The 26,535-nt window shown below is 70.9% G+C and carries 21 protein-coding genes; 7 read left to right on the plus strand and 14 right to left on the minus strand.

Annotation, left to right across the window (positions count from 1 at the left end; genetic code table 11):
• Positions 1 to 12: 12 nt before the first annotated feature.
• On the plus strand, positions 13 to 1,551 hold the full coding sequence (locus tag ACYVD1_RS13040) for a glycoside hydrolase family 43 protein (protein ID WP_460771850.1): 1,539 nt from the start codon (positions 13 to 15) through the stop codon (positions 1,549 to 1,551).
• A 338-nt stretch (positions 1,552 to 1,889) separates the two neighbouring features.
• On the opposite strand, the gene ACYVD1_RS13045 is transcribed toward ACYVD1_RS13040, so the two are convergent.
• The 7 genes from ACYVD1_RS13045 to ACYVD1_RS13075 all read right to left on the minus strand — a co-directional run bounded on the left by ACYVD1_RS13045 (position 1,890) and on the right by ACYVD1_RS13075 (position 8,682).
• Positions 1,890 to 2,084 carry a hypothetical protein gene (locus ACYVD1_RS13045; protein ID WP_460771852.1) on the minus strand — a complete coding sequence of 65 codons (195 nt, stop codon included), beginning with the start codon at positions 2,082 to 2,084 and terminating at the stop codon, positions 1,890 to 1,892.
• A 137-nt stretch (positions 2,085 to 2,221) separates the two neighbouring features.
• A complete protein-coding gene (locus tag ACYVD1_RS13050) occupies positions 2,222 to 3,685 on the minus strand; it encodes a xylulokinase (RefSeq protein ID WP_460771853.1) in 1,464 nt (487 codons plus the stop codon).
• 3 nt (positions 3,686 to 3,688) lie between these two features.
• Positions 3,689 to 4,639 carry a sugar phosphate isomerase/epimerase family protein gene (locus ACYVD1_RS13055; RefSeq protein WP_460771854.1) on the minus strand — a complete coding sequence of 317 codons (951 nt, stop codon included), beginning with the start codon at positions 4,637 to 4,639 and terminating at the stop codon, positions 3,689 to 3,691.
• 143 nt (positions 4,640 to 4,782) lie between these two features.
• Complete coding sequence (locus ACYVD1_RS13060; protein ID WP_460771855.1) at positions 4,783 to 5,544, minus strand: sugar isomerase domain-containing protein; 762 nt, start codon at positions 5,542 to 5,544, stop codon at positions 4,783 to 4,785.
• Positions 5,541 to 6,374, minus strand: coding sequence for a carbohydrate ABC transporter permease (locus ACYVD1_RS13065; protein WP_460771856.1), 834 nt, complete (start codon positions 6,372 to 6,374; stop codon positions 5,541 to 5,543). The genes ACYVD1_RS13060 and ACYVD1_RS13065 overlap by 4 nt, the downstream gene beginning before the upstream one ends.
• A complete protein-coding gene (locus ACYVD1_RS13070; protein WP_460771857.1) occupies positions 6,371 to 7,381 on the minus strand; it encodes a carbohydrate ABC transporter permease in 1,011 nt (336 codons plus the stop codon). The genes ACYVD1_RS13065 and ACYVD1_RS13070 overlap by 4 nt, the downstream gene beginning before the upstream one ends.
• 2 nt (positions 7,382 to 7,383) lie before the next feature.
• Entirely contained in the window at positions 7,384 to 8,682 is a 1,299-nt protein-coding gene (locus ACYVD1_RS13075; protein ID WP_460771858.1) for an ABC transporter substrate-binding protein, read from the minus strand.
• A gap of 163 nt (positions 8,683 to 8,845) precedes the next feature.
• Here ACYVD1_RS13075 and ACYVD1_RS13080 point away from each other — a divergent pair, with 163 nt between their 5' ends.
• From ACYVD1_RS13080 to ACYVD1_RS13090, 3 genes are all read left to right on the plus strand, one after another.
• On the plus strand, positions 8,846 to 9,580 hold the full coding sequence (locus tag ACYVD1_RS13080) for a GntR family transcriptional regulator (RefSeq protein ID WP_460771859.1): 735 nt from the start codon (positions 8,846 to 8,848) through the stop codon (positions 9,578 to 9,580).
• Between the two features lie 169 nt (positions 9,581 to 9,749).
• Positions 9,750 to 11,282, plus strand: a complete 1,533-nt coding sequence (locus ACYVD1_RS13085; RefSeq protein ID WP_460771860.1) for a sensor histidine kinase — start codon at positions 9,750 to 9,752, stop codon at positions 11,280 to 11,282.
• A complete protein-coding gene (locus tag ACYVD1_RS13090) occupies positions 11,279 to 11,950 on the plus strand; it encodes a response regulator (RefSeq protein WP_460771861.1) in 672 nt (223 codons plus the stop codon). The genes ACYVD1_RS13085 and ACYVD1_RS13090 overlap by 4 nt, the downstream gene beginning before the upstream one ends.
• Positions 11,951 to 12,032: 82 nt before the next feature.
• Here the strand turns inward: ACYVD1_RS13090 and ACYVD1_RS13095 are convergent, their stop codons facing one another.
• Together ACYVD1_RS13095 and ACYVD1_RS13100 are read right to left on the minus strand one after the other, a co-directional pair.
• Complete coding sequence (locus tag ACYVD1_RS13095; protein ID WP_460771862.1) at positions 12,033 to 14,480, minus strand: ABC transporter permease; 2,448 nt, start codon at positions 14,478 to 14,480, stop codon at positions 12,033 to 12,035.
• A complete protein-coding gene (locus ACYVD1_RS13100) occupies positions 14,477 to 15,217 on the minus strand; it encodes an ABC transporter ATP-binding protein (protein ID WP_460771863.1) in 741 nt (246 codons plus the stop codon). The genes ACYVD1_RS13095 and ACYVD1_RS13100 overlap by 4 nt, the downstream gene beginning before the upstream one ends.
• 323 nt (positions 15,218 to 15,540) lie before the next feature.
• Here ACYVD1_RS13100 and ACYVD1_RS13105 point away from each other — a divergent pair, with 323 nt between their 5' ends.
• Positions 15,541 to 18,735 carry an alpha-mannosidase gene (locus ACYVD1_RS13105; RefSeq protein WP_460771864.1) on the plus strand — a complete coding sequence of 1,065 codons (3,195 nt, stop codon included), beginning with the start codon at positions 15,541 to 15,543 and terminating at the stop codon, positions 18,733 to 18,735.
• Positions 18,736 to 18,825: 90 nt separating this feature from the next.
• Here ACYVD1_RS13105 and ACYVD1_RS13110 read toward each other — a convergent pair whose 3' ends face one another.
• From ACYVD1_RS13110 to ACYVD1_RS13120, 3 genes are all read right to left on the minus strand, one after another.
• Positions 18,826 to 19,668 (minus strand): carbohydrate ABC transporter permease, encoded by an 843-nt coding sequence (locus ACYVD1_RS13110; protein WP_460771880.1) that lies wholly within the window; start codon positions 19,666 to 19,668, stop codon positions 18,826 to 18,828.
• Between the two features lie 128 nt (positions 19,669 to 19,796).
• Positions 19,797 to 20,633, minus strand: coding sequence for a carbohydrate ABC transporter permease (locus tag ACYVD1_RS13115; protein WP_460771865.1), 837 nt, complete (start codon positions 20,631 to 20,633; stop codon positions 19,797 to 19,799).
• A 159-nt stretch (positions 20,634 to 20,792) separates the two neighbouring features.
• A complete protein-coding gene (locus tag ACYVD1_RS13120; protein WP_460771866.1) occupies positions 20,793 to 22,157 on the minus strand; it encodes an extracellular solute-binding protein in 1,365 nt (454 codons plus the stop codon).
• Positions 22,158 to 22,355: 198 nt separating this feature from the next.
• Between ACYVD1_RS13120 and ACYVD1_RS13125 the strand changes: the two genes are divergently transcribed.
• A complete protein-coding gene (locus ACYVD1_RS13125; protein WP_460771867.1) occupies positions 22,356 to 23,564 on the plus strand; it encodes an ROK family transcriptional regulator in 1,209 nt (402 codons plus the stop codon).
• Between the two features lie 81 nt (positions 23,565 to 23,645).
• Here ACYVD1_RS13125 and ACYVD1_RS13130 read toward each other — a convergent pair whose 3' ends face one another.
• Complete coding sequence (locus ACYVD1_RS13130; protein WP_460771869.1) at positions 23,646 to 24,707, minus strand: hypothetical protein; 1,062 nt, start codon at positions 24,705 to 24,707, stop codon at positions 23,646 to 23,648.
• A 166-nt stretch (positions 24,708 to 24,873) separates the two neighbouring features.
• Entirely contained in the window at positions 24,874 to 25,509 is a 636-nt protein-coding gene (locus tag ACYVD1_RS13135; protein WP_460771870.1) for a TetR/AcrR family transcriptional regulator, read from the minus strand.
• 195 nt (positions 25,510 to 25,704) lie between these two features.
• Here ACYVD1_RS13135 and ACYVD1_RS13140 point away from each other — a divergent pair, with 195 nt between their 5' ends.
• A complete protein-coding gene (locus ACYVD1_RS13140; protein ID WP_460771871.1) occupies positions 25,705 to 26,508 on the plus strand; it encodes an SDR family NAD(P)-dependent oxidoreductase in 804 nt (267 codons plus the stop codon).
• Positions 26,509 to 26,535: the final 27 nt, after the last annotated feature.

Genomic DNA, 26,535 nt, shown 5'->3' on the forward strand with positions numbered 1-26,535 from the left:
AAGGAAGAATTCGTGACGTTTCGAACAACGGCCGCGGGCCTGACCGCGGCGGCTGTGACCACGGTGGCGCTCGTCGCGGCGTTCACGCATGCGCAGGAGCGGGGCGGGCCTGAGGAGGGAGAGCTGGCATCGGGGGCTACAGACCCGCAGGAGCAAGGAGGCTCCTGGGACGAACTGCCCGATCCTCCGCAGTTCACCGACGCCACCGTGCACGACCCCTCGATCGTGGCCGCGGAAGACGAGTACTGGGTCTTCGGATCGCACCTGGCCGCCGCGAAGACCGAGGACTTCATCGGCTGGGAGCAGACCGCCGAGCTGGTGGACCCCGAGAACCCGCTCTTCGACGACGTCACCGAAGAGCTCTCCGAGGCGCTGGAGTGGGCGGAGAGCACCACGCTCTGGGCCCCCGATGTCATCCAGCTCTCCGACGGCCGCTACTACATGTACTACAACGCCTGCGAGGGTGAGTCTCCGCGTTCGGCGATGGGTGTGGCCGTGGCCGACGAGGTGGACGGCCCCTATAAGGACCTCGGCATCTTCCTGCGCTCCGGGCACCGTGAGGGTGAGGGCCCCAGCGAGGACGGCACCCCCTACGACCCCCTCGTCCACCCGAACGCGGTCGACCCCGACGTCTTCTACGCCGACGGAACCCTGTGGATGGTCTACGGCTCCTATTCCGGCGGCCTGTTCATCCTGGAGATGGACGAGGAGACCGGCATGCCGCTGGCCGACCAGGGCTACGGCACCCACCTCATGGGCGGGAACCACAGCCGGATCGAGGCCCCCAACATCCTGCACCACCCCGACACCGGCTACTACTACCTGTTCACGACCTTCGGCGGCCTGGACGCCGACGGCGGCTACAACGTGCGGGTCGCGCGGGCTGAAACGCCGGAGGGGCCCTACTTCGACGCCGAGGGCAACGACATGCGGGAGGTCAAGGCCGACCCCTCCCTTCCGATCTTCGACGATGAGACCATCGAGCCGTTCGGCACGAAGCTGATGGGCAACTTCCTGTTCCAGCGCGAGGAGGGCGACCCGGGCGAGGGGATCGGCCACGGGTACGTGTCCCCGGGGCACAACACCTCCCACGTGGACCCCGACACCGGACGCATGCAGCTGATCTTCCACAGCCGCTTCCCGGACCAGGGTGAGGTGCACGAGGTCCGGAACCACGAGATGTACATGAACGCCGAGGGTTGGCCGGTCGTCGCCCCCTACCGGTTCGCCGGGGCCGAGGCGGGGCAGGTCCACCACGCGGACGTGGTCGGCGAGTACCGGTTCATCGACCACGGCAAGGCGATCTCGGCCGACATCAACGAGGCCGTCAGCGTTGAGCTGCACGACGACGGCCGGATCACGGGTGACGTCGAGGGCGACTGGCGGCTCGACGGGCAGAACCGTGCCGACCTGATCGTCGACGGCGAGTCCTACAACGGTGTCTTCGCCCCCCAGTGGGACCCGACCTCGGAATCCTGGGTGCTGACCTTCAGCGTCCTGGCCGAGGCGGGTGTGTCTTTGTGGGGAAGCAAGGTCGAACCCCTCGTCTAGCGGCGTTCGACCTGCTTGCCCGTTCTTGAGGCCGCCCGTACTGCCCGTATGGCCCTTCTTCGCGAGCCGTTCCTTGGCGGCACCGTCTCCATACCGGTGGAGGCGGTGCCGCCACCGGTTTGGGCGAGGAGGGTACGCGCCTCTTGGGCAGTGCGGTCACGACGAGCGGGGTGGTGCGCGGCATGGACAGCGCGCGCACCACCGGTGAGAGGTGGCGCTCCCCGATCTCGGTGCCAGCAGCCCTCCTTCTCCCACCTTGACCCGTGACGTAAAACGATTCATCGATCTCTGCACTGGCGTATAAAGGGGGCCATCCGACTCCGCGACGGAATACGCGTTCACGTTCCAGGAGTCCTCTCGTCCGCCTGTCGGATCAGGCGCTGCGCGAAGTAGGACACAGCAAGGGCGACCAGCGCCAGCACGGCGGCCAGGAGGCTGACGTACCGGCTGCCGAGGAGTTCGATCCCGGCGGCGCCGATGAGGCCGGACATCGCGATCGCCAGGTACAGCACGCTCTGGTTCAACGAGATCACGATCGGGATGGCATCGGGCCGCCCAGCAGGCCAAGACCATGGCCCGCGCGATCCTGGCGCAGGACACGCCAAGTGGCGCGTGACCATTCCAGCGCGCTGCCCAGGTGGATCGCCGCCACGCGCAGAGGTAGGCCGTGTCAGCCGAGACCGCGATTCACGGCGACGGACAGGTGGTGTGCGGCGGCGGTGCGGTAGCGGGTGTAGGCCTCCCGGTAGCGGTGCCGGTCGGTACCGGCGGCACCGCTCACCGGCTCCGGGGCCCCGGCCAGAACTGCGATGCGCTGCGGGTCGTCGTCCACGGCCAGCAGTCCCAGCAGCGCGGCCCCTCGTGGTGAGCCGCCGTCGGGTACCAGGAGCACCGGGGCGTCGACCACGCTCGCGAACGCCTCGCGCCACAGCGCCGACCGGGTGACGCCCCCGACCAGCCTGATCTCCTCGGGTCGGCCGCCGCCATCAACGACCGCACGAACGGCATCCGCGCAGCCGAAGGCCACCCCCTCCACCACGGCCCGCACCAGTGCGGACCGGTCGTGGACGTCGCGCTGGCCGACGAACGCACCGAGGGCCGCGTCGTCCTTCCGGGGCACGGTCGCGCCGTACATGAAGGGAAGGTACGACAGGCCGTCAGCGCCGGCCGGTGCAGCGGCGGCGGCCGCTCCGATGCCCTCACCTTCGCCGAGCAGTGCCCGTTCGGCCCAGCGGAGGCTGGCGCCCGCGGCGTACAGCGACGCCATCGCCAGGAATCGCGCCTCGCCGTAGGCCGCGCCGAACAGGAACCCGCCGCCCGGGTCGGCCCCATCCGTCAGCCGCATCACCTGCGCCGCGGTGCCGACGTTGAGCGAGACCTGGCCCCGGTGTGCCACCCCGGAGCCGAGGACGGCGGCAGACACGTCACCGGCCCCCGCCGCCACCGGGGTGCCCTCGGGCAGTCCGGTGGCGCGGGCAGCCGGGACGGTGACGGTTCCGGCGATGTCGTGGGGCGCGCGTACCCGAGGGGCGAGATCCGCCGTTGCTCCAGCGGACCGCCAGAGTTCCGGGCTCCACCCGCCTTCGTGGACGTCGTACAGCAGGGTGCCGACGGCGTCGGTGGTGTCGGTCGCCCAGTCACCGGTGAGCTGGAAGCGGAGGTAGTCCTTGGCCAGTACCAGGCGGGCAGCTCGGGCGAGCCGTCCGGGGTCGGTGCGGGCCAGCCACGCCAGTTTGGGGGCGGTGAAGGCGTCCACCGGCCCGTTCCCGGCCAGGTCCCGGAAGCGCGGGTCGGCGGCCAGGCGTGCGGTGTCCGCGCCGATACGGCGGTCGGCCCAGGTCATAGCGGGTCCGACCGGCGCCCCTTGGTCGTCGACCAGTAGTAGCGAGTGCATCTGCCCGGACAGCCCGACGGCGGTGACGCGGTGTGCGCCGAGGCGGGACGTGACCGTGCGGACGGCCTCCTGGGCCGCCGCCCACCAGGCCCGCGGTTCCTGCTCGTGAGCCCCGGGCTGCGGGTGCAGGGTCGGGTACTCCCCGGCGGCGTCGGCCACCACCCGGCCGGTCTCCGTGTCCAGGGCGATGACCTTGACGCCGGTGGTGCCCAGGTCGATGCCCAGGGTTGCCTCGGCCACGGCCTAACCCCGGCCGCGTTCGCGCTGGGTGGTGAAGCCGTACTCGCGCAGGAAGTCCAGGGACTCCTCGGCGACGCGGTCGAAGTCCGCCAGGCCCACCCCGGCCGGTTCGCCGACACCGATGTCGCCGCCCACCTGCCAGCCCTCCCACTCCACGCTCACGTATCCGTCGAAGGAGATCTCGGCCAAGGCCTCCAGGGTCTCCCCGAAGTCCACCAGCCCGCCGCCGAACCAGATGTGGTTGGTGTTGGCGATGGTGGGGAGGCCGACCTCGTCCTTGATCTGGACGATGTCGATGTAGGGCGCCAGGCGCCTGACCGCCGTCGGCACGCTCATGAACGGCTTGACGGCGACGTAGAACGCGCCGGTGTCCATGGTCATGCGCAGATTGGCGGCGCCGATCTCGTCGAACATCCGCTCGACCGACTCGACCTTGTTCAGGATCGTGCCCTGCAGCAGCTCGATGCTGACGTTGAGGTCCAGCGCGGCGGCGTAGTCGGCCACCTCGGTGATGGCCTCCTTTGCCTGGCGCCACGCCTCCTTGCGGCTCATGAGCACGTTCAGCGGCGGGTCGTAGAAACCGTCGCCGAGCAGCGTGCAGGCGGATTCGGCCCCCAGGGCCTTCGCGGCGTCCAGGGCCTTCTTGAAGCTCTCGATGCCCCGCTCGCGGTCGTACTCCCGGGGGCTGACGAACGTGGTGTGGTGGGCGACGTAGCCGACCTCGATACCGGCGGCGTCGGCGGCGGCCTTGGTGTCCCGGAGCCGTTGGTCGTACTCCGAACCCGGGCCGTTCATCAGGTGGCCCAGGATGAAGTCGACCCCGTCGTAGCCGTATTCGGCCACCCGGGTCGCCGTCCAGGCTGACGGCCTGTCACCCCAGGAGTTCCAGGCGGGGCCCGCCGCCTCCAGCCGGCCCCAGGGCATGTTCGGCCAGACCTCGAAGTTGATCTTCATGCTCGCTCCGTCCCTCGCGGGCCCTCTGGTCCCGCGGATTCGTGCCGGGCAGTGCTGGGGGCGCGCCGGGGATGTGCCGGGGGTGCCGGAGCTCCCCCCACCGGGGCCGCACCCGGGCCGTACCTGGTCCGCGCCCGCGCCGGTCAGATGTGCGGCACGCGGGGCCCCATCTCGGCGATGATCCGGGCGTTGTGCTCGGCGGCGTCCGGCATCCCGGCGCTCAGGAAGACCCGCGGGGTTCCGCCTTGCTCCGCCTCCTTCTCCGCGGCCGCCACGATCATGGCGTTCAGGAGCGCGAGGCCGACCACGCTGCTGCCCGGCCCGGCGAGCGGCAGGTCCTCCCGGACGGACACCAGTGCGTCACCGGGCGGGCAGTGGTTGTCCAGGACGATGTCCGCCACCTCGTGCAGCTTGGGCCCGGTCTGGGTGCTGGCCGTGGCGTAGGCGCGGGAGGTGATGGCGATGACCGGGAGCCCCCGGTCCCGGGCCGTCTGGGCGACCTCCACGGGCAGGGCGTTGGCGCCGGAGTTGGAGACCACCAGCATGGCGTCGGTGTCCGGGTTGATCTCGTAACCGGACAGCACGTTCGCCGCGTGTCCGGATTCGCGTTCCAGTACGGTGCCGCGCTCGGCGCTGACGTGCAGCATGTAGTCGGGTTTGAGCACCGGGCAGATGCGGGCGCTGCCGCCGGCGCGGAAGAAGCCCTCCTCGGCGAACACGTGGGAGTGCCCGCTGCCGAAGACGTACAGGATCCCGTCGGCGGCGAAGCGCTCGGCGAGCAGGGCCGCCGCCTCGGCGATGTGTCCCTGTTCGGCGTCGAGCGCCTCGGCGAGGAGCTTCTGCACCTGCTGGGTGTACTGGGCGGCGGCGCGGCCGAGCGCCGTGGTGCTGTGGTCTGGGCTCATGCTTTGTTCGCTCCGGTGATGAGTCCGCCGACGAAGTACCGGCCGGCGAAGATGAACAGGATCAGGGTGGGCAGGATGGTGAAGACCGTTCCGGCCATGACCAGGCCCCAGTCGATGGTGTACTGCCCCACGATGGCGCTGAGACCGATCGGCAGCGTCTGCAGGCGGTCGTCCAGGATGAACTGGGTGGCGTACACGAACTCCGTCCAGGAGAAGACGAAGGAGTACACCACCGCGGTGGCGATGCCCGGTGCCATCAGCGGCAGCACGATCTGGAACATGGTGCGTACCGGACCGGCGCCGTCGATGGCCGCCGCCTCGTCGATCTCCTTGGGCACGGACATGATGAAGCCGCGCAGCAGCCAGGTGCAGAACGGCGCGGTGAAGGCCACGTTCACCAGGACCAGCCCCGCCAGGCTGTTGATCAGCCCGATGTCGGTGAGGATGCCGTACAGGGGCACGATGAGCAGGGTGCCGGGGATCATGAAGGCCACCAGGATGAGCCCGGCGATCTTGCCCGACCCGGGGACCTTGAGGCGGTAGAGCCCGTAGGCCGCGCACACGGCGAGGACGACGGTCAGCGCGGTCGTGCCGAGCGCGACCAGGAGGCTGTTGGTCAGGTAGGTGGTGTACGGGGTGGTCTCCAGCAGGCGGGAGAAGTTGGCCAGCGTCCAGGTCCGCGGCCACAGGGTGGGTGTGGGCTGGATGATCTCCTGCGGTGTCTTGAACGCCGAGACGACCACCCAGTAGATCGGCCCGAGGGCGATCAGCGTGATGAGCACCATCGTCAGCCCGGCCGGCACCCGGCGCAGGCGGCTCGACCACTTCACGGAGACTCCTTGGGACGAAGGAATCGGACGAACAGCGCCGCGGCGATGCCCAGCACGAGGACGGTCAGCACGCTGGCGGCCGCGGCCTGGCTGCTGCGGAACGCGTCGAAGGCCGTCTCGTACACGTACATGGGCATGGTGGTGGTGGCGCCGGCCGGTCCGCCTCCGGTGGTGAGCAGGATGGTGTCCAGGACGTTGAAGGACCACAGTGAGCCCACCAGCCCGAGCGCGAACAGCACGGGCTGGAGGATCGGGAAGGTCACCGCCCAGAACGTCTGCCAGGCGTTCGCGCCGTCCACCTTCGCCGCTTCGAGTACGGACACCGGGACGGTGGCCAGGGCGCCGTAGATGACCACGGCGGCGAGCGGGAACCAGTGCCAGCTGTTCACCAGGATGACGGTGATCAGTGCGATGCCCGGGTCGGAGAAGGGTGACCCCAGATCGATGCCGACGGCCGCGAAGGCGTGGGTGATGACGCCGTAGTTGCTGTTGAGCATCCACTGCCAGATCACCGCGACCGCCACCGTGGGGATCACCCAGGGCAGCACCACCCACACCCGCGCGGTGCGGGCCCACCAGCCCTGCCGTTGCAGCAGTAGCGCTGTGCCGAAGGCCAGTACGGTCTGCACCGCCAGGTTGAGCACCAGCCAGAGCCCCGAGCGGGCCAGCGCGTCCCAGAACACCGGGTCCTGGAGGATGATCAGGTAGGTGTCGAGCCCGACGACCTCCGAGGGCGAACCGATCACCCGCTCGTCGCGCAGGCTGGTCAGGACCGCCTGGACCAGGGGGAAGGCCAGCACCAGGGCCATGACGGTGAGGATGGGCGCCAGCAGCAGGTACCCGAAGAGGTCGTGCTTGATCCCGGCGCGGCGCCGACGGGGAGCGGCGTTCGTGCCCCGTGTCGGCGCCGCGGTGCCGGCCCGGGTGCCGCCGTGCCGTGCTCCGCGGTTCCGCGCACTGCCGTCCCGTGCGCCGCCCCCGTGCGCACCGCTGTCCTGTGCGCCCACGGTCAGTCCGCTGCCTGCATCTGCTCTTGGGCCGCGGAAACGGCGTCGGCCGGGGGCACGTCGTTGACGTACGTCTCCTGCACGGCGCGGGCGATGAAGTTCTGGCTGGCGATCTCGCCCACGTCGTCGATGTACTGGCCGTCCACGAACCCGAACAGCTCCCCGGACTCGGACTGCTCGAGCATCAGGTCGACACACTCCTCGTAGGTGCTGATGGTCTCGTGCTCACGCCAGTCCGACTCGTCGGCGCCGTTCTCCGTGAGCGGCAGGTAGAGGCCGGGCTCGGCGTTGAGCAGGTCGCCGTAGTTGTCGGTGTCGAGCAGCCACTCCAGGAAGTCGTTGGTGTCCTCCGCGCGGTCCTCGGACTCGCTGAGCACCATGGCTCCGTTGGAGTAGTAGACGCTGCCCGGCTGTCCGCCGGATTCGGGTGTCGGGATCGGTGCACAGCCCAGATCGCTGGGCTCGAGTCCGGTCTCCTCCTCGAAGGGGGTCAGGTACTGCCCCTTCTCGATGTTGATCGCCGCGCTCCCGCTGTTGAACGCCGCTTGCGGCTCACCCCAGGCGTAGCTCCCGGAGTCGGCCGGGGAGTACTGGAGGAGCTCGTCGTACAGCTCGAAGGTGTCGACGGTCGCGGGGGTGTCGAAGGCGATCTCGCCTTCTTCGGTGAAGATGTCCGCGGCCCCGTTCGTGACCATGAGGCTGTAGACCACCTGGTCGGTGGCCTGGTTCTGTCCGGCGGGCAGGGCGATCCCGCTGTGCTCGTCGGTGTCGAGGGTTTCCGCGGCCTCGAGGAGGTCCTCCCAGGTCCGCGGTGCTTCCAGGCCAGCCTCGTCGAACATGTCGCCGCGGTACCACAGCACCTGGACCATGCCGAAGAGCGGCACCGCCCAGTACTCCTCCTCGTCGCGGTAGGGGTTGGTGGCCGCGTCGATGAACCCGTGCTCGGCCTCCATGCCCTCCACGACGTCGGTGACCGGGCTGCCCACGCCGAGCTGGCGGACGTAGGTGGCCAGGTCGGGGGTGACGAACAGGGCGTCGGGCTGGCTGCCCGCGGAGGCCGCCGCCGCGATGGTCGCGTAGATCTCGTCCCATTCCTGCACCTCGAAGCGCACCGGCGTTTCCGGGTCGCCGCTGTTGTACTCCTCGGCCAGGCTGTTGAGTGCTTCGACCCGGTTGGGCGGGGTCTCCATATGCCAGATGACCAGCTCGCCGTCGGCGTCGTCCCCGTCCGCGCCGCACGCGGACAGCACCAGGGCGGAGGCGGCCATGACCGCCGTGAACCCCATTGCTCTAGATCGCATTGCTGCACCTCTCTGCGCCGACGCCGCCAGGAGGTATCCGACTTCCGTGAGCGTCAAGCCGCATAAGTGGGTGATGAAGCTAACACATGCGCTCTAGAGGAATATAGAGTCCGCTTCGTCATAGTGATGTTCCGAGCACTGACGACACGGTGGTGAGGTGCCGATGAACCAGCCCAAGTACCTCGAGATCCTGGCGGTCCTCCGTGAGCGCTGCTCGTCCCTGGCGGTGGGGGTCCGTCTGCCCGCCGAGCGCGCCCTGGCCGAGGAGTTCGGCGTCAGCGTGATGACGGTCCGGCGGTCCCTGGCCGCCCTGCAGGACGAGGGCTGGGTCCGCCGTGCGCCGGGGAGCGGTACCTATGTCGGCCGTCCCACCGTGACCATGGGGCCCACCCTGACCTCCTTCACGGAGGACATGCGCCGCCGCGGGATTCGGCCGTCATCGACGGTGCTGCGCTTCGAGCCCGTCACCCCGGACCTGGAGACGGTCACCAACCTGTCGCTCCGCCCCGGTGAAGGGGCGCTGCTCCTGGAGCGGTTGCGGTACGCCGACGGTGAGCCGATGTGCCACGAGATGGGCCTGTACCCGGCACGTTTCGGCGATGCCCTGGCCGACGCCGACCTCACGGGTTCGGTGCACGAGGTCCTTTCCGAGGTGGCGGCGGTGCCGGACTCCACCTTCCGGAGGGTCCGGGCGCTGGTGCTGCCGCCCGTCGAGTGCGAACTCCTCGGCCTTCCCCTGGACTCACCGGGCCTGGAGATCGTGGACACCTTCTACGACGCCACCGGGCGCCCCGTCCAGCACGTGCGGTCGCGCTACCGGTTCGACCGGTACGAGGTGCTCACCTGCATCACCCGGATCAGCGGAAACCAGTCCGAACCGGGCCGCCCCGCGGTCTGAGCACCGGGTGAGCACGGGGCAGCCCCGCACCCGAGGGGTTCGCGGCTCCCGGCCCGGGCCCACCCCCGCACCCGCCCGTGCTCGGGGCGGAGGCGGGTGTCGTGGCGGGCATCGAGACCTGACTTTCGGTGGGGGACGCGGGGGTACCGCGCGGGTTAGTTTCCGGGGTATGCGTCTCTCCCGCGTCCCGCACGGCCACCTGGCCCTGGCCGCCGTGCTCGTGCTCCTGGTCCTGGCCCCGCGCTGGCCCCTGCTGCTCATGGCGGTGCCCGTGCCCGCCCTGCTCACCGGGCGCCTCGGCGGGGATCCCCGGGTGGCGGGCCTCGCCTACTCCGTGCTCGCCCTGCTCGGCGCGGGGTTCCTGGTCCTGGGCGGATTCCCCGTGGGCATGTGGGTGACCGGCGGCTCGCTGACGGTGTTCGCGGTCCTGTTGCCGTGGTTGCTGGGGCTGTACCTGCGCAGCACCTCCGCGCTGGAGCAGGAGGGCTGGGAACGGGCCCGGACCCTGGAGCGGGAGGCGTTGCTCGTGGCCGAGCGGGCACGGATGCGGGAGCGCTCGCGGATCGCCCAGGACATGCACGACGCCGTGGGGCACGAGCTGAGCCTGCTCGCCCTGGGCGCGGGTGCGCTGGAGACCGCCCCGGACCTGGCCGGGGAACGCAGAGCCCAGGCGCGGCAACTGCGGGAGGTTGCCGGTCGCGCCGCCGACCGGCTCATGGAGGCGGTGGGGGTCCTGCGCGCCGACACCGGCTCGGCCCCGCTGGACCCGGCGGGTGACAGCGTCGCTGAGCTGGTCCGGCGCTCGAGGGAGGCGGGAATGGACGTGTCCCTGGAGCGGGAGGGCGGGCTCCTGGAGCAGGACGGCGGACACGGCGAGCTCCCCCTGGCCGCGGACCGGGCGCTGTACCGCGTGGTCCAGGAGGCCCTGACCAACGCCGCCAAGCATGCTCCGGGGTCGGCACCGCGCGTACTGCTGAGCGGATCACCGGACCAGGTGTCCGTACGGGTGGCCAACGGTCCGGCGATCGGGAGCCGTGCCTCCGCGAGGGCGGAGCAGACCGGTCGGAAGCCGGGGTCCGGTAGCGGCCTGGTGGGCCTGCGTGAGCGGGTGCGCCTGGTCGGGGGCGAGCTGACGGCGGGCGCGGAAGGGGATGTCTGGGTCGTCTCCGCGCGTATCCCGGTGCACGGCCCCGCCCCGCGTTCGCGCACCGGGGCGCCGCCCGGGGAACCCGCCTTGGAAACGGCGGAGGGACCGGCGGAGGGACCGGCGCAAGCGCCGTTGACGGACGGCATGCCGGACGGCGCCCGGGACCGGTCCGGGCACCGGCGGGCGCGGCGGCGGGCGCTGTGGGCGATCGGTGTAGTCGTGGGTGTTCCCATCCTGGTCGCGTTGGCGGGTTACATGCTGGTCGTCGCGCTCACCGCGCATCAGGCGGCGACCGCCACGCTCGACCCGGAGGTGTTCGACGGCTTGGCCCCGGGGCAGGACCGGGCGGAGGTGGAAGCCCTGCTCCCCGAGGAAGACCTGTACGGGGGTCTGTTCGAGGCTCGGGGCCGGCCGACGGATCCGGAGGGGCTGGAGTGCTCCTACTACCGGTCCGACGCCGACGTCTTCGCCGGAGGGTACGACCGGTACCGGTTGTGCTTCGACTCGGAGACACTGGTGTCGGCCGAGGTGGTGCCAGGGGAGGTCGGGCCGTGATCAGGGTTCTGTTGGTGGACGACGAGGCGATGGTCCGCGCGGGTGTGCGGGCGATCCTCGACAACGACCCCGGTGTCGAGGTGGTGGCCGAGGCCGCCGACGGCAGGGAGGGTGTGGAGGCCGCCCGGTCCCACCGGCCGGACGTGGCACTCGTCGACATCCGCATGCCGGGGATGAACGGCCTGGACGCGGCCCTCGAGGTGCGGCGGGCCGCGCCGGGGACCGGGGTGGCCATCCTGACCACCTTCGGCGAGGAGGAGTACGTGGTGCGGGCTCTCGACGGGGGCGCGGACGGGTTCCTGCTGAAGACCGGTGACCCGCGCGAACTGCTGTTGGGGGTGCGGGCCGTGGCGGAGGGCGGTGCCTTCCTCTCCCCGAAGGTGGCCCGCCGGGTCCTGTACGGGTTGGACCACGAACGTTCCACCGGTCGGCTGCACGCCCGGGAACGGTTGGCGGAGCTGAGCGAGCGGGAACGAGAGGTTCTGGCCCTGCTGGGGGCCGGGTTGTCGAACGGGGAGATCGGGGTGCGGCTCTTCCTGACCGAGGGGACCGTGAAAGGCCATGTGAGTGCGATCCTCCGGCGCCTGGACGTGCGCAACCGGGTGGAGGCGGCAGTCCTCGCGTACGAGGCCGGCGTGGTTCCGCAGGTCTCGGACGAAGCTTGGTAGTCGCGGCGTAGGAGGGCGACGCGGTCCCGCACGCCTCCGGCGCCGGTCGCCCCGGCCCAGCCCTGGCATGCGGGCACCGCGGTCAGTCACCGCCCAGCCCTTCGGCGGGGGCGATCCCGGCAAGCCTGCGGGCGGGGAACAGCGTCGCCGCGACCCCGACCACCAGTGCGGCGAGCAGGACCAGGCCCAGCTGGGCCCAGGGCACCGCCACCACGAGGGGTGCGGTCTCCCCGACGATCGCGCCCACCCCGACCGCCCCGTAGGGCACGCCGATGAGGACACCCAGGGCGGCCCCGATCAGGGCGATCACGGTGGCCTCCACGGCGAGCGTGTTCCGCAGGCCGACCCGGGTGAGGCCCAGGGCGCGCAGTAGCGCCGACTCCCGGGTTCTCTCCAGGACGGACAGGCTCTGCGTGTTGCTCACACCCAGGCCGGAGATGACCACGGTGACGAGGAGCATCACCAGGGCGAGGTTGACCAGGATGTCGAGGACCTCGGTGATGTCACCCCTTTCGCTGAGCGCGCCGCTGAGGACGATGTCCGGGTCGGCCCCGGCCACCAGGTTCATCTGCGCGGCCAGGGAGTCGGTATCGACCCCCGGGGCGGCCACCCCCCAGACCATTCCGTACTCCTCGTCCTCGGTCAGGGTGTCCAGGACGTCCGCGCGCATGACCGGGGCCGGTGTCCCGGTGGCGGTGGCCAGGGGGTCGGGGATCACGGTGAAGGGTCTTCGCTCACCGTCCACGGTGAGCTCCCGCCTCTCCCCGGCTTCGGCCCCGAGTGCGCTCAGCTGGTCACCCGAGACCAGCATGACCGGTGCATCGTTCGCGGTGTTCGCCAGCGCCTCGGCGCCGGTGGCGGCGGCCAGCTCCGGGGAGACCCCCACCAGGGTGACTCCGCCCATGCCGTCGATGGTCGTGTCCCCGGTACGGGGCGCCTCGACCTGGTCCAGGCCGTCGATCTCCCGAACCCTCTCCACGGTCACCGGATCCATCGATCCCTCGTCCACCCGGGCGCTCACGTCCACCGGGTAGCGGTCGTTCAGGTCGCTGTCGACGGTGGCACGGCCGGTGGCCGCGGCTGTGGTGAGCGCGGTGATCAGGCCGAGCCCCAGTACGAGGGTGAGCGTGGCCGTGGCTGCCCGGCCCGTGTCGCGCCGGAGGTTGGCCCCGGCCAGTTCGGCGGCACCGCCCACCCGCCGCAGCGGCCCCTGCACCGCGTGGACGATCCGGGAGATGAGGTAGCGCAGAACGAGGAGCAGGCCGATCGCGCCCACGAACCCGCCCCCGATGGCCGGGGGCAGGCTCTGCGACCAGGCCCCGGCCGCCATCGTCGCCAGCCCGAGCAGCGCGAGCCCGGTTCCGAGGGCGTGCACCGCGCGGAAGCGGCCCCCGCTGTCCAGCGGGGCAGAGCGCAGGGCTTCGACCGGGGCCGTGGCTGCTGCCCGCCGGGCCGGGAACCAGGCGGCCGCCACCGTCGTGCCCGTCCCCACCAGGACGCAGCCGACCAGGGCAAGGGGGCTGACGTGGAGTCCGGCGCCGGTCAACCCCATCAGTGCGGCCCCCGCGTACCCGGCGGCCACGCCCGCGGCCGCACCGGCCAGGGATCCGGCGGAGCCGATCAGGAGGGCTTCGGCGACCACCAGCGAGCGCACTTGGGTCCGCTCGGCGCCCACCAAGCGCAGTAGGGCGGTGTCGCGGCGGCGCTGCGAGAGCAGGATGGTGAAGGTGTTGGCGATGACCATCGCCGCGGCCAACAGGGCGATGAGGGCGAACACGAGCAGGAGCAGGTCGAGCTGCTGGGCCCCGCCCGCGAACCGGTCGGCGGCCAGCGCGGCCTGCTCCGCCGCGGTCATCGGGTGCAGGTCCGCGGGCAGGGAGGCTGCCAGGTCCGCGACCGTCGCCTCGGCCGAGGCTTCCTCGGCCAGGCTGGCCGTGGCGGTGGGCGCACTGTCTCCCGCGAAGTGCGCTTGGCTGGCGTAGAGCGTGTACTGGACCCCGGTCAGCGGTTGGAACCCCAGGTCCGCGGCGCCGACCACGGTGGCCGGGAGTTCCTCCCCCGCTTCGGGAAGGAGCCGCACGCTGTCCCCCACCGCGATCCCGGCGGCCTCCAGGGTCGAGGTGTCGGCCACCACCTCGTCCGGGGCGGCGGGCCAGGCGCCCTCCACCAGGTCGAACCAGCGCAGTCCGGTCTCCTCGGCGATGCTGTAGACGTTGGCGGTGCCCCTCCGGTCGTCGGTGGCCAGTTGGACCGTGCGCGCGTGCTGGGGTGCCACGGCGGTGACGTCGGGGTGCTCGGCGACCTCGTCGGGCCAGTCGGCCCGGGGATCCGAGGCGTCTGCGTCCCGGTCCACGACCACGTCGGCCGCGGACAGCGGGGCCGCGGCCACCGCGCGCAGCCCTGCGGCGGAGGTCTCGGAGAACACGGCGGTGGCCGCCAGGAAGAGCGTGCCGAGCACGATCGACGCCAGCACGGCCAAGAGCCGGGCGGGGTGGGCGCGCAGCTGCGCCCAGGCAAGGCCCAGCATCATTCGGCTCCCGCCATGGCATCGAGGACCTCTTGGGCCGTGGGCTTTTCGAGGCTGCCGTGCAGGGCGCCGTCGGACATCAGCAGGGCGCGGTCGGCGTGGGTGGCGGCGACCGGGTCGTGGGTGACCATGACGATGGTCTGGCCGAGTTCGGCGCAGGCCGCGCGCAGGCGCCGCAGGAGTTCACGGCCGTTGGTGACGTCGAGGGCGCCGGTGGGCTCGTCAGCGAAGACCACGGCGGGCCGGGTGAGCAGGGCGCGGGCGACCGCGACCCGCTGCTGCTGCCCGCCGGACAGCTGTGCCGGCCGGTGGCCGAGCCGGTCGCCGATCCGCAGGGAGCGCACGACCTCGTCCAGGTAGGCGCGGTCCGGTCGCCGTCCGGCGAGCCTGAGCGGCAGGAGGATGTTCTGTTCGGCGGTGAGGGCGGGCAGCAGGTTGAAGGCCTGGAAGACGAAGCCGATCCGCTCGCGGCGCAGCCGGGTGAGTCTCCGGTCGTCGAGTTCGCCCAGGTCCCGGCCTTCGACCAGGACCCGTCCCGAGGTGGGGGTGTCCAGCCCGGCCAGCAGGTTCATGAGGGTGGATTTTCCGGAGCCGGAGGACCCCATGACCGCGGTGAACGTCCCCGGCTCGAAACCCAGGCTCACCCCGGCCACGGCGGTGACCGCGGTCTCCCCTGCGCCGTACCGTTTGACCAGGTCGACCGCCTGGAGTGCGCTGCCTTGCCTGGTCGGTGCGTTCATCCGGCCCTCTCCCTCTCCGTCCTCTCGGCGCCATGGCGGGCCGCACACCGCTCCGCCCGTTCCTCTGCGTCGCGGTTGCCCGGTGGCGGCTCCACCGCCGTCGTGTGTTTTCTCCATCGACAACCACGCTAGAAATCGGCGCCCCGCACCGACACTGGCGACCGACGGGCCCGCACCCTGACGAAAGTCAGGGGGCGGGCATCAGTCAGGGGCGGGCAACCTGCGCACCGAGGCAAGCTACTTCGTCCAAAGCATTGACGAAGTCTCGCCCCGCTGGCAACGTACGCAGCACCTGCCAGGGGACGACCGAACGGAGATCCACCGTGCACGACGACCGGCGGCTGACCGAGGCACGACTGGAGCGGGTCCTGAGGGAACGAGTGTGGCCCGCGGTGTACACGACGTCGATTCCCCTGGAGGTGTCCCGCTGGGATGTCCCGGGCGAGCCCGTCCCGACAGCCGACGGGATCTCCGCACCACACGAACCCGCGAACGTCGGCGACGCCTGGGGGCCGGCCTGGGGCACGACGTGGTTCCGGCTGCGCGGACACGTCCCGCGCGCGTGGGCGGGCCGCACCGTGGAGGCCGTGTTCGACCTCGGCTTCGACGCCGGGATGCCGGGCTTCCAGTGCGAGGGACTCGTCCACCTGCCCGACGGCACCGTCGTCAAGGGCCTCAACCCGCGCAACGCCTGGATCCCGGTCGCCTCCCCCGCCGACGGCGAGGAGGCGGTCGAGTTCCACGTCGAGGCGGCGGCCAACCCGGTCATCCTCGGCAACCCGCCGTTCCAGCCCACCGAACTCGGCTCCGGCCGCGGCCCCGAGGACGAACCCCTGTACCGGCTGGCCCGCGCCGACCTGGCCGTCTTCGAGTCGCACGTGTGGGAGCTCGCCCTGGACCTGGAGGTCGCGGGCGGGCTCATGCGCGAACTCGGCACCGGCGACCCGCGCCGCTGGGAGCTCCTGCGCACGCTGGGCCAGGCCCTGGACTCCCTCGACCTGCAGGACGTCCCCGGTACCGCCGACCGGGCGCGCGAGGTCCTGGCACCAGCGCTCGCCTCCCCCGCCGTACCGAGCGCCCACCGGCTGTCCGCAGTCGGGCACGCCCACATCGACTCCGCCTGGCTGTGGCCGCTGCGCGAGACCGTCAGGAAGGTCGCCCGGACCAGCGCGAACGTCGTTTCGCTGATGGACGGGCACCCGGAGTTCGTGTTCGCGATGTCCCAGGCCCAGCAGTGGGCCTGGCTCAAGGAGCACCGGCCGGACGTGTTCACCCGCGTGGTGAAGGCGGCCGACGCCGGGCAGTTCGTGCCGGTCGGCGGCATGTGGGTCGAGTCCGACACCAACATGCCCGGATCCGAGGCGCTGGCCCGGCAGTTCACCTTCGGCAAGCGCTTCTTCCGGGACGAGCTCGGCGTCGACACCCAGGAGGTGTGGCTGCCGGACTCCTTCGGCTACTCCGCCGCACTCCCCCAACTGGTGCGCCTGTCGGGGTCGCGCTGGTTCCTCACCCAGAAGATCTCCTGGAGCCAGGTCAACACGTTCCCCCACCACACGTTCTGGTGGGAGGGGCTCGACGGGACCCGGGTCTTCACGCACTTCCCGCCGGTGGACACCTACAACTCCGAGCTCACCGGCGACGAGCTCGCACACGCCTCGCGCAACTTCCGGGACAAGGGCGGATCCTCCCGCTCCCTCGTGCCCTTCGGGCACGGGGACGGGGGCGGCGGCCCCACGCGGGAGATGCTGGCCCGGGCGGCACGGCTGCGCGACCTGGAGGGTTCGCCGAGGGTGGAGATCGAGCACCCGGCGGAGTTCTTCGCCAAGGCGCACGCGGAGTACCCGAACGCTCCGGTCTGGCTGGGCGAGCTCTACCTGGAGTTCCATCGGGGGACCTACACCAGCCAGGTGGCGACCAAGCAGGGCAACCGGCGTTCGGAGCACCTGCTGCGCGAGGCCGAACTGTGGGCCGCCACCGCCGCCGTGCGCGCCGGGGCGGACTACCCCTACGATCACCTGGACCGGATCTGGCGGACGGTCCTGCTGAACCAGTTCCACGACATCCTCCCCGGGAGCTCCATCGCGTGGGTGCACCGGGAGGCGGCCGAGGACTACGCGCGGGTTGCCGGGGAGCTGCACGGGATCATCGCCGCTGCCCAGGCAGCGCTCACCGGCAGCACCGGCACCGGAAACGGCACAGGAGGCAGTGGTTCCGGCGCGGGGAACTCCACGGGCGGCGGCGTGGTGTTCAACGCGGCACCGCACGAGCGGGACGGGATCCCCGCCATGGGCGCCCTGCCCCGTGCAGAGGCCGAGCGCGGCCGCGCCGCCGGCTCCCCCGCCGCCACCGGCGTCGTCACCCCCGTCACCGCCGTCACGGCAGAAGAGGACGGGTTCACGCTGGACAACGGGCTGCTGGCGGTGCGCGTGGACCACCGGGGCCTGGTCACCTCGATCCTGGACCGGACCGAGGACCGCGAGGTGCTCGCACCGGGACAGCCGGGCAACCTGCTCCAGGTGCACCAGGACCTGCCCAACCAGTGGGACGCCTGGGACGTGGACGAGTTCTACCGGAACAGCACCGTCGACCTCACGGAAGCCGACTCCGTCGCGGTTCCCGACCTCGAGGACGGGCCGGTGGGCGAGACCGTCGCGCTGCGCGTCGCCCGCTCCTTCGGTGCCTCCAGGGTCACCCAGGTCCTCTCACTCCAGCCCGGTGCGCGGCGTCTGGACGTGGAGACCGTCGTCGACTGGCACGAGCGGGAGAAGTTCCTCAAGGCGGCCTTCCCGCTCGACGTGCGCGCGCACGAGTCGTCGTCCGAGATCCAGTTCGGCCACGTGAAGCGGCCCGCGCACACCAACACCTCCTGGGATTCGGCCAAGTTCGAGATCTGCGCGCACCGCTGGGTGCACGTGGCCGAGCCCGGCTACGGGGTGGCGGTGCTCAACGACTCCACCTACGGGCACGACGTGACCCGTGACGTCCGCGCGGACGGCGGAACCACGACTACGGTGCGGCTGTCGCTGCTTCGCGCCCCGCGCTTCCCCGACCCGGACACCGACCAAGGGGAGCACCGCTTCCGCTACGCCCTGGCGCCGGGATCGGAGATCGAGGACGCGGTGCGCGAGGGCTACCGGATCAACCTGCCCGCGCGGGAGGTCTCCGGAGACAGCGCCGTCGCACCGCTGGTGGCGGTGGACGACCCCGGTGTGGTGGTGGAGTCCGTGAAGCTCGCCGACGACCGCTCCGGCGACCTCGTGGTGCGGCTGTACGAGGCGCGCGGCGGCCGGGCCCGGGCCACCGTGCGCACCGGTTTCCCGGTTTCCGGGGTCCGAGCGGTCAACCTGCTGGAGGAGGACTACGAGGAGGCTCCGGGCCTGGACACGGACCTCGCGGGCGACATCGGCCGCAACGGCGGCGGGAAGCCGACTGCCAGCCGGAACAGCGGCGGGGAACAGGCTTCGGTGACCTTCTCCCTGCGCCCGTTCCAGATCGTGACCCTGCGCCTGGCCCGGTAGTCCGCCGCCCCGCTTCCCCGGTGGTCTTGCCCCTGGCTCCACCCTCGGCCGTCGAGGGTGGAGCCGGGGCAAGATCATCGCTGGGTGGGGTCAGCCCTTGACCGCGCCACCCAGGGCGAACTTGCCGCCCAGCGCCCGGGAGACCACCACGTACAGCACGATCACGGGGACGGTGTAGATGAGCGAGTACGCGGCGAGCTCCCCGTAGCGCACGGAACCGTACTGCCCGAAGAAGGTGAAGACCCGTACCGCCGCCGGCATCTTCTCCGGGCTCGTGAGCAGGATGAACGGAACGAAGAAATTGCCCCAGGTGGTGACCAGGGTGAAGATCGAGACGACCGCCAGCCCCGGTGCGAGCAGCGGTGCCACCAGGTAGCGGATCGACTGCCAGGCCGAGGCCCCGTCCACCCAGGCGGCCTCTTCCAGGGTGATGGGGATCCCGTCGATGAAGTTCTTGGTCAGCCAGATACCGAAGGGCAGCGTGCTGGCGGCTAGGAACAGCGTCGTGGCGATCAGCGAGTTGAGCAGGTTGGCCTGCACGAACATGCCGTAGACCGGGACCATGATCGCGGTGATCGGCAGCCCGGTGGCGAACAGCACCGTGTACAGGAACGGCTTCTTGAACCGGAGGTTGTAGCGGGAGATCGGGTACGCGGCCAGCATCGAGCACACGGCGGTGATGAGCGCCGCCCCGCCGCAGGTGAGGATGCTGTTCCAGAGCGGCAGGTAGATGATGTCGGGTGTCATGATCGCCGTGAAGTGGTCCAGCGTGAACCCGGAGGGCGGGCTCGCCCGCAGCGACGCTTCGGGGTCCACGGAGGCGAAGAGCATCCACAGCATGGGCACCAGGAACAGCAGGGTCAGCACGCCCAGGAGCGAGTACGCGAGCACGCTGCCCGCCGCCCGGCTCGGAGCGGTGACGACGGCGCGCAACCGGGTCGGGCGGCCCCTGCCCGGGGGAACCCGTCCCGCGCGGCCCCGGTCCTCGGGCTTCCGCCCTCCGCGCCGTCCCGTGGCGGTTTCTTCGGCACTCACCCGCTTTCCGCCCACCCGTTCTTCGCTCACCTGGCCTCCTCCTTCCGGAGCATCCACACGTAGACGACCGAGAACAGTCCGGCGACGACCAGGAGCGCCAGCGCGATGGCGGTCCCGTAGCCCAGATCGCCCATATCCAGCGCCTCCTGGTACATCAGGAGCGGAAGGGTAGTGCTCCGAGACCCCGGTCCGCCCGAGGTCATCACGTAGATCAGCGTGAACACCTGCACGGTCTGGAGCGTGATCAGCAGCAGGGTCGTGGCCAGGGTGCGCCGCAGGAGCGGGAGCACGACGTGCCACAGCACCTGGAACCCGGAGGCGCCGTCGACGCGCGCCGCCTCCTTGAGGTCCTCGGGGACCTCGGACAGGCCCGCCGAGTAGGTCATCATCGAGAAGGCGGTGCCCTTCCAGATGTTGGCCAGGACCACCGCCAGGAGCGGCGCCGTGAACAGCCAGTTCTGCTCACCGGCCCCGAGCGTGCCGAGGATGGAGTTGAGGGTGCCTTCCCGCTCCAGGAACGCGTACCAGACGAACCCGGCCACGACCTCCGGAACCACCCACGCACCGACGACGATCGCGCCCACCGTCGCGCGCACGGCCCCGTTGCGGTGCTGGAGCAGCAGGGCCAGGGACAGGCCCAGCACCGTCTGTCCGAGCACGCAGCCGACAAGGAAGGCGACGGTGAGGAGGGTAGCGGTCCGGAAGCGGGGGTCGGACAGCAGCTGCTCGAAGTTGGCCGTGCCGATGAACTCGGTCTGCGCCGCTTGGGCACCGGTCAGCGCCGCGTTCGTGAAGGAGGCCCAGACCGTCCACAGGATGGGGCCCGCGAAGAAGGCCAGGAGCAGGAACAGGGCGGGTGCCATGGGGATGACCCAGCGGGCGGACCGGTTCCAGGCTCCGCGCGCCCAGACCGCGCGCCCGTCCCCCTCGCCCCGCCGGACGCGCCGGGCGGGGGCGGGGGCAGTATCGGGGGTCGGGGGTCCGGAGGGCGCCCGGGGGCCGGTTGACTGTGACCGCACCGGTCAGGATCCCGTCGTCACGTTCTCGGGACCGACGACGCCCTCCACCTCTTCGGCGTAGAGCTCGGCGGCCTCCTCCGGGGTGGCCTCATCGAGCATCACGGCCTCCATGGCCTCCTGGATGGCCAACGAGACCCGCGGGTACTCGCTGTAGGCGGGACGGAATCCGGTGATCTCCACCAGCTCGGCGAACTCCTCGGCCATCGGTGCCTCGTCGACGAAGTCCGGGTCCTCGGCCACGTCGTCTCGGACGGGGATCTGGCCGCCCTCGATGGCGAACTTGGTGGCGTTCTCCTTGTTGAGCGCCAGGGTCATGACCTCCCACGCGAGGTCGGGGTCGGTGGCGTGCGCGCCCATGGAGAGCGCCCAGCCGCCGGACATGCTCGTGGCGCCGGGCTCCTCGCCGTCCTGGGTCGGCATGCGGGTGAACTCCATGTGGTCCTCCCACTCGGGCCAGGGCTGGTTGGCCTCCTCGATCCAGGACTGGGTGGCCCAGGAACCGTCGAGGCTGATGGCGAGCTCTCCGGCGGGGAACCGCTCCTCGTTGTTGATCGTCCCCATGTTGGCGTCGAGGGCGTCCTGCGGGTCGAAGGTCAGCCCTTCCTCGAAGATCGTGTCGATGAACTCCAGGGAGTCGGAGAAACCCGCGCTGCTGCTGACCCACTGTTCGGAGCCGTCGTCGAAGAGCTCGTCGCCGGTACCGCTGAGGAGCATCTGGAATCCTTCGAGGGACGCGGCCTCGGCGGCGGGGGTGCCGGAGAAGACGTGGAGCGGGACCACGCCGTCGCCGAGCTCGGACTGGACGGTCCGAGCCGCGTCGAGGACCTCGTCCCAGGTGGCCGGTTCCCATGGGGTGTCGATGCCGGCCTCTTCGAGGAGCTCGGTGTTGTACCAGAGGCCGCGGACGTCGGTGCCGAGCATGACGCCGTAGCGGTCCCCGTCCAGGGAGGTGACGGCGTCGGCCTCTTGGTCGCTGAACTGGTCGCTCTCGTCCCAGTCCGCGAAGTAGTCGTCGAGCGGCATCAGGTAGCCGGCGTCGGCGTCCTGGTTGATGGTGAAGGTGTCCTGGTAGATCAGGTCCGGTGCCTCTCCCGGGGATCCGTTCATGAGGTTGACCTGGGTCTGGTAGTCGTCGGCTGGCGCCTCGATCGCGTTCAGCTCCACGGTGATGTCGGGGTTCTCCGCCTCGAAGTCCTCCTTCACGCCCTGCATGAGCGAGTCCATCGCGATGAAGGTGCCGTAGTTCATGTAGGCGACGCTGACCGTGCTCTCGTCCCGGTCGGCGTCCCCGGAGCAGCCCGCGGCGACCAGCGCCAGGACCGATACCGCGGCGGCGGCGCGGATGGTGTTCCGTCGAGTTCTCCTCATGGTGACCCCTCACGAAGCATGTGGGTGAAGGACGCCCGCGGGTGGGGGACCGGCCTTCGGGGCAGGTGACTCACATCACCTGCTTACTAAAAACCTTGGATAAAGACAATGGGTGAAGTGGTACCTTCCGATGTGGTTGCCCTCGTGGTGGGGGCACGGGTCGGGAGGCGGCCCGACCGGGCGGAGGGACATCTGCGTATGCGCACAAGCACCAACCTGCTGTGGCTGGGCGGGCTCAACCAGAGCAGGGTGCTCGACGTCGTGCGCCGCTCGGACGGTGTCAGCCGGGTCGAGTTGGCCGCGCAGACCGGCCTGACCGCACAGACCGTGTCGAACATCGTCCGCAAGCTCCTGGAGGACGGCCTCGTCCTGGAGGACGGCCAGGCCACCTCCCGCGGCGGCAAGCCCGCGACCGTGCTCAGGCTCAACGCCGGGGCCTACTACGCCGTCGGCATGCACATCGACCCCGCCTCGACCACGCTCGTCGTCACCGACCTGGCCGGCCAGGTCGTGGCCAGGACCCGCCGGCGCACCCCCTCGGCGCAGGGGCCGCGCCGGGTGATCGACGCCCTCAGCCGTTCGGTGCGCGCCATCATCGAACAGGCCCGCGTCCCCGACCGGATCCTCGGACTCGGGGTGGCGACTCCCGGCCCGCTCGACAACGGCGGCGGGGTCGTCACGCCGCCGAACCTGCCGGGCTGGGGCTCGGTCCCGCTGCGCGAGGCCCTGGCGGCGGGCACCGGACTGGAGGTGGTCATCGACAACGACGCGACGGCGGCCACCATCGGCGAGCGCTGGGCGGGCGGAGAGGAGCGGTCCTCGGACATGGCCTTCGTCTACGTCGGCACCGGGGTCGGCGGCGGCCTCGTACTCGACGGGAGCGTCTACCGGGGTGACACCCTGAACGCGGCGGAGATCGGCCACGTGACGGTCGACCCGCGGGGTCCGGTGTGCCCGTGCGGGAACCGTGGCTGCTTGGAGACCTACATCGCGCCGCACGCCGTCGCGGCGGACGCCGCGCACCGCCGGGGCGAGGACCCGGTGGGCTTCGAACGCGGCCAGGCGCGCACGGTCGCCGCCTACAAGAGGGTGTGCCGTCAGGCCTGTGCCGGTGACCCCGTCGCCCTGGACGTGGTCGGAGCGGCCGGGCGCCGACTCGGCCAGGCCGCGACCGCACTGCTCAACCTGCTCGACGTACCGCAGGTGGTGCTCGGCGGCTGGGGGATGTCGCACGTCGGCGGCCTGTACGCGGACGAGCTGCGGACGTCCCTGGCCGAACGCACGCTCGCCCGCTCCGTGCGGCGCGTGCGGGTCGACACGTCCCTCATCGGCGAGGACGTGGGCGCGATCGGAGCGGCCTCACTGGTGCTGCACTCGGCCTACTCCCCCAAGGTCAACAGCGTGTGAGCGCCTGGGTGAGCGGGAGCGCCTAGGTGAGCGGGCGGGGTACTTGTGTGAGTCGGCGGGGCCGACATTCCGGGTGCACTCTCAGCGCTCGGGGAACATCGACTGGACGCGCTCGGCGACGTCCGCGAAACCGGTCCGGCGCAGGATGTCGACCTGCTCGCGGGCGAACTCGGACCGCTCGGCTTCGTCCTCGACGGAGTCGATGAGCCCGCGCAGGATGGCGACCTGGACGTCCTGCTCCATGTCGCCCTCCTCCTCGTCCTGCTCGGCGGGCCACCAGTAGCTTTCGTAGCCCTCTTCGTCCACGACGCTGCCCGGCATCGGGACGCCGGGCTCGGGGAGGTCCTGAGAGAGGTGCGGGGCGGGCAGGTCGGCGCGGAGCATGGGGTCGGGCGCGAGTTCGGCGGCCGGTTCGTGGTCGAGTTCCCCGGACAGCGACCTCTTGACCTGCCGGGCCTCGTGCTCGGCGGCCCAGAGGGCACGGTCCTTGCGCATGTGCGCCATGCGGTCGAGGCGTTCCTCGTCCTCGTGGGCCAGCTCCAGGCGGACCTTCTCCGCCCAGACCTGGATCGTGCCCCCGGCGACCGGGGCCTCCACCGCGAACTCCGCCTCCAGCCGGCTCTCGGCCACCGTGCGGTCCCCGGGGTGCACGTCGCGCAGGACCTCTCCGGCACGGAGCACGATCGCGTGGGTGGCCGGACCGGCCGGGTTGCGCAGGCTCAGGTCCACCCGGTGCGCCCAGCGCCAGTGGATGAGCGCGGAGAACCCGAACGCGTAGTCGTCGACGCTGCTGGGCAGTTCGGTCCGGCGCACCCGCACACCGCGGGTTCCGGTCTCCCCCCGCGGCGCGGTGAGGGGCGCGGGCTCGTCACCTTGGTCCGAGAGGTCCCGGGGCTCCCCGTCCGCATTCTTCGCTTCGGGCCCGTCCCGTTCCGCCCCGTTCCGCGCCTCGGGCTCGTCCTTGCCGGTCACCGCGTCCAGGGCGGCCTCCAACATCGAGGGGCGGGCCAGGGCCGCCCCCAGCAGCACCACGGCGAACGGCAACCACGCGAGTGTCCACAGTCCCACCAGCGGATACAGCGCCGCGGGAACGGTCAACACCACGACGACCACCACGAGGCGGGTACGGGCGAAGGCGGCCACGGGGGTGTCTCCTCATGCGGGGGCAAGGGGTCGCGGAACGAAAAGTCCACTCGCCAGTGTGCCCGAGAACCGGCGTGCCCGCGCCATCAACCACAACTCCGGTCCCTGGGGCCCGATCAGAGCAGGGACGCGTTGCCGCCGAGTACGCCGTCGCGAACGTGGGAGCTCAGGACCTTGGGACCAGCAGTGTGAGCACGCGGGGAAGTTCCGCTTCCAGCTGCGCGATCTCCTCGTTCATCCCGGACAACGAATGGCGCAGGCCAATCTGGAACAGGCCGTCGAGCATGGCGTACGCGGCCTCGGGCGAGGTCGCCGGCTCTTCCCCGGCAAGCTCGGCGTAACGGCTGACCACCCGCCAGATCATCGCCTCCCGCCGCTTGTCGATCTCTTGCACGTCCCCGCGGAAGGTTGCGTCGAACAGGCCCTGATTGCGCAGGTCGTACCACAGCCGGTGCAGGGGGGCGTCCGTTTTCAGCGTCTCCACGAACGTGTTGACGAAGCCGTCCCGCAGTTGGTCCGCGGTCGTCGCCTTCTCGATCACGTCGTCGTACCGGGTGACGCACACGGCCTCGTACTGACGGACCGCCTGAGTGATGAGGTCCCGCTTGTCCGCGAAGTAGTAGTGCAGGACGCCGTGGGAGAACTCCGAATTCTGCGCGATCTCCCGCAGGCTCGTTCGCGCGTAGCCCAAGTCGGCCAGCGTGTGCAGCGTCGTGACGGCAAGTTCCCTTCGCCGCGCCTCGAACTTGTCGAGCTGGCGGCGGGCTATCCGTTCCTGCTTCGTCTCGGCGACGTCGGTCACGAGCTCTTCCTGTCGGCTGGTTGCGGTACGCGGCTGTGATGACGGAGCGAGTCTATCGCCTGCCATCCCGGTATTGCTTGACGACTGTCAAAGAAAAGCTTGACGACTGTCAAATACGCCGCTTACGGTGTGACCCACATCGCACGAGTGCTCTTCAGGACGTGCGGATCAGCGATCTCTACGAGGAGATGTCGGATGACCAGTTATGACCTAAGTGGCCGGAAAGCCCTGGTGACAGGAGGTGCACGAGGACTCGGGGCGGGTATGGCCGAGGCGCTGGCCCGGGCGGGCGCCGACGTCGTCATCGGTGACGTGCTTGAGGACGCCGGCAAGGAGACCGCGCAGTCGTTGCGGGACGCGGGCGCCACCGCGGAGTTCGTGCGGCTGGACGTCACCGACGACGGGAGCTGGGCCGAGGCGGTCCAGCGCGCAGTCGACGAGATCGGAGGGCTGGACCTCCTGGTGAACAACGCGGGTGTGGAGACCACAAGCCTGCTCGTCGACCTCGACCCGACGGACGTCCGCAAGATGCTCGACGTCAACGTGCTCGGCACTGCGCTTGGTCTCAAGCACGGGTTGCGCGCCATGCGCCCCGGCGGCGCGGGCGGCAACGGCGGTGCGGTGGTCAACGTCGCCTCTGTCGCGGCCACGATCGCATTCCCCGGCATCTCGCTCTACTCGGCGACGAAGTCGGCCATCGACCGACTCACCCGCGTGGCAGCCGCCGAATCCGGAAAGCTCGGCTACGGAGTGCGCGTCAACTGCCTCTTCCCGGGCCTGACGCCCACCGACATGGGCAACCAGCTCGCCGCGGACTGCGCCGAGATCGGACTGTTCCCGTCCGCGGAGGCGGCCGCGCAGGCGGTCGTGGACCTGACCCCGCAAGGGCGCCTCGGGCAGGTCGACGACATGGCCGACGCCGTGGTCTTTCTGGCTTCCGACGCCGCCAAGTACATCACCGGGGCAGGGCTCCCGGTCGATGGCGGCATGGGCATGTGAAGCGTTTCCACGAGTAAGAGAGGGACG

Source organism: Nocardiopsis nanhaiensis (genome assembly GCF_054778635.1).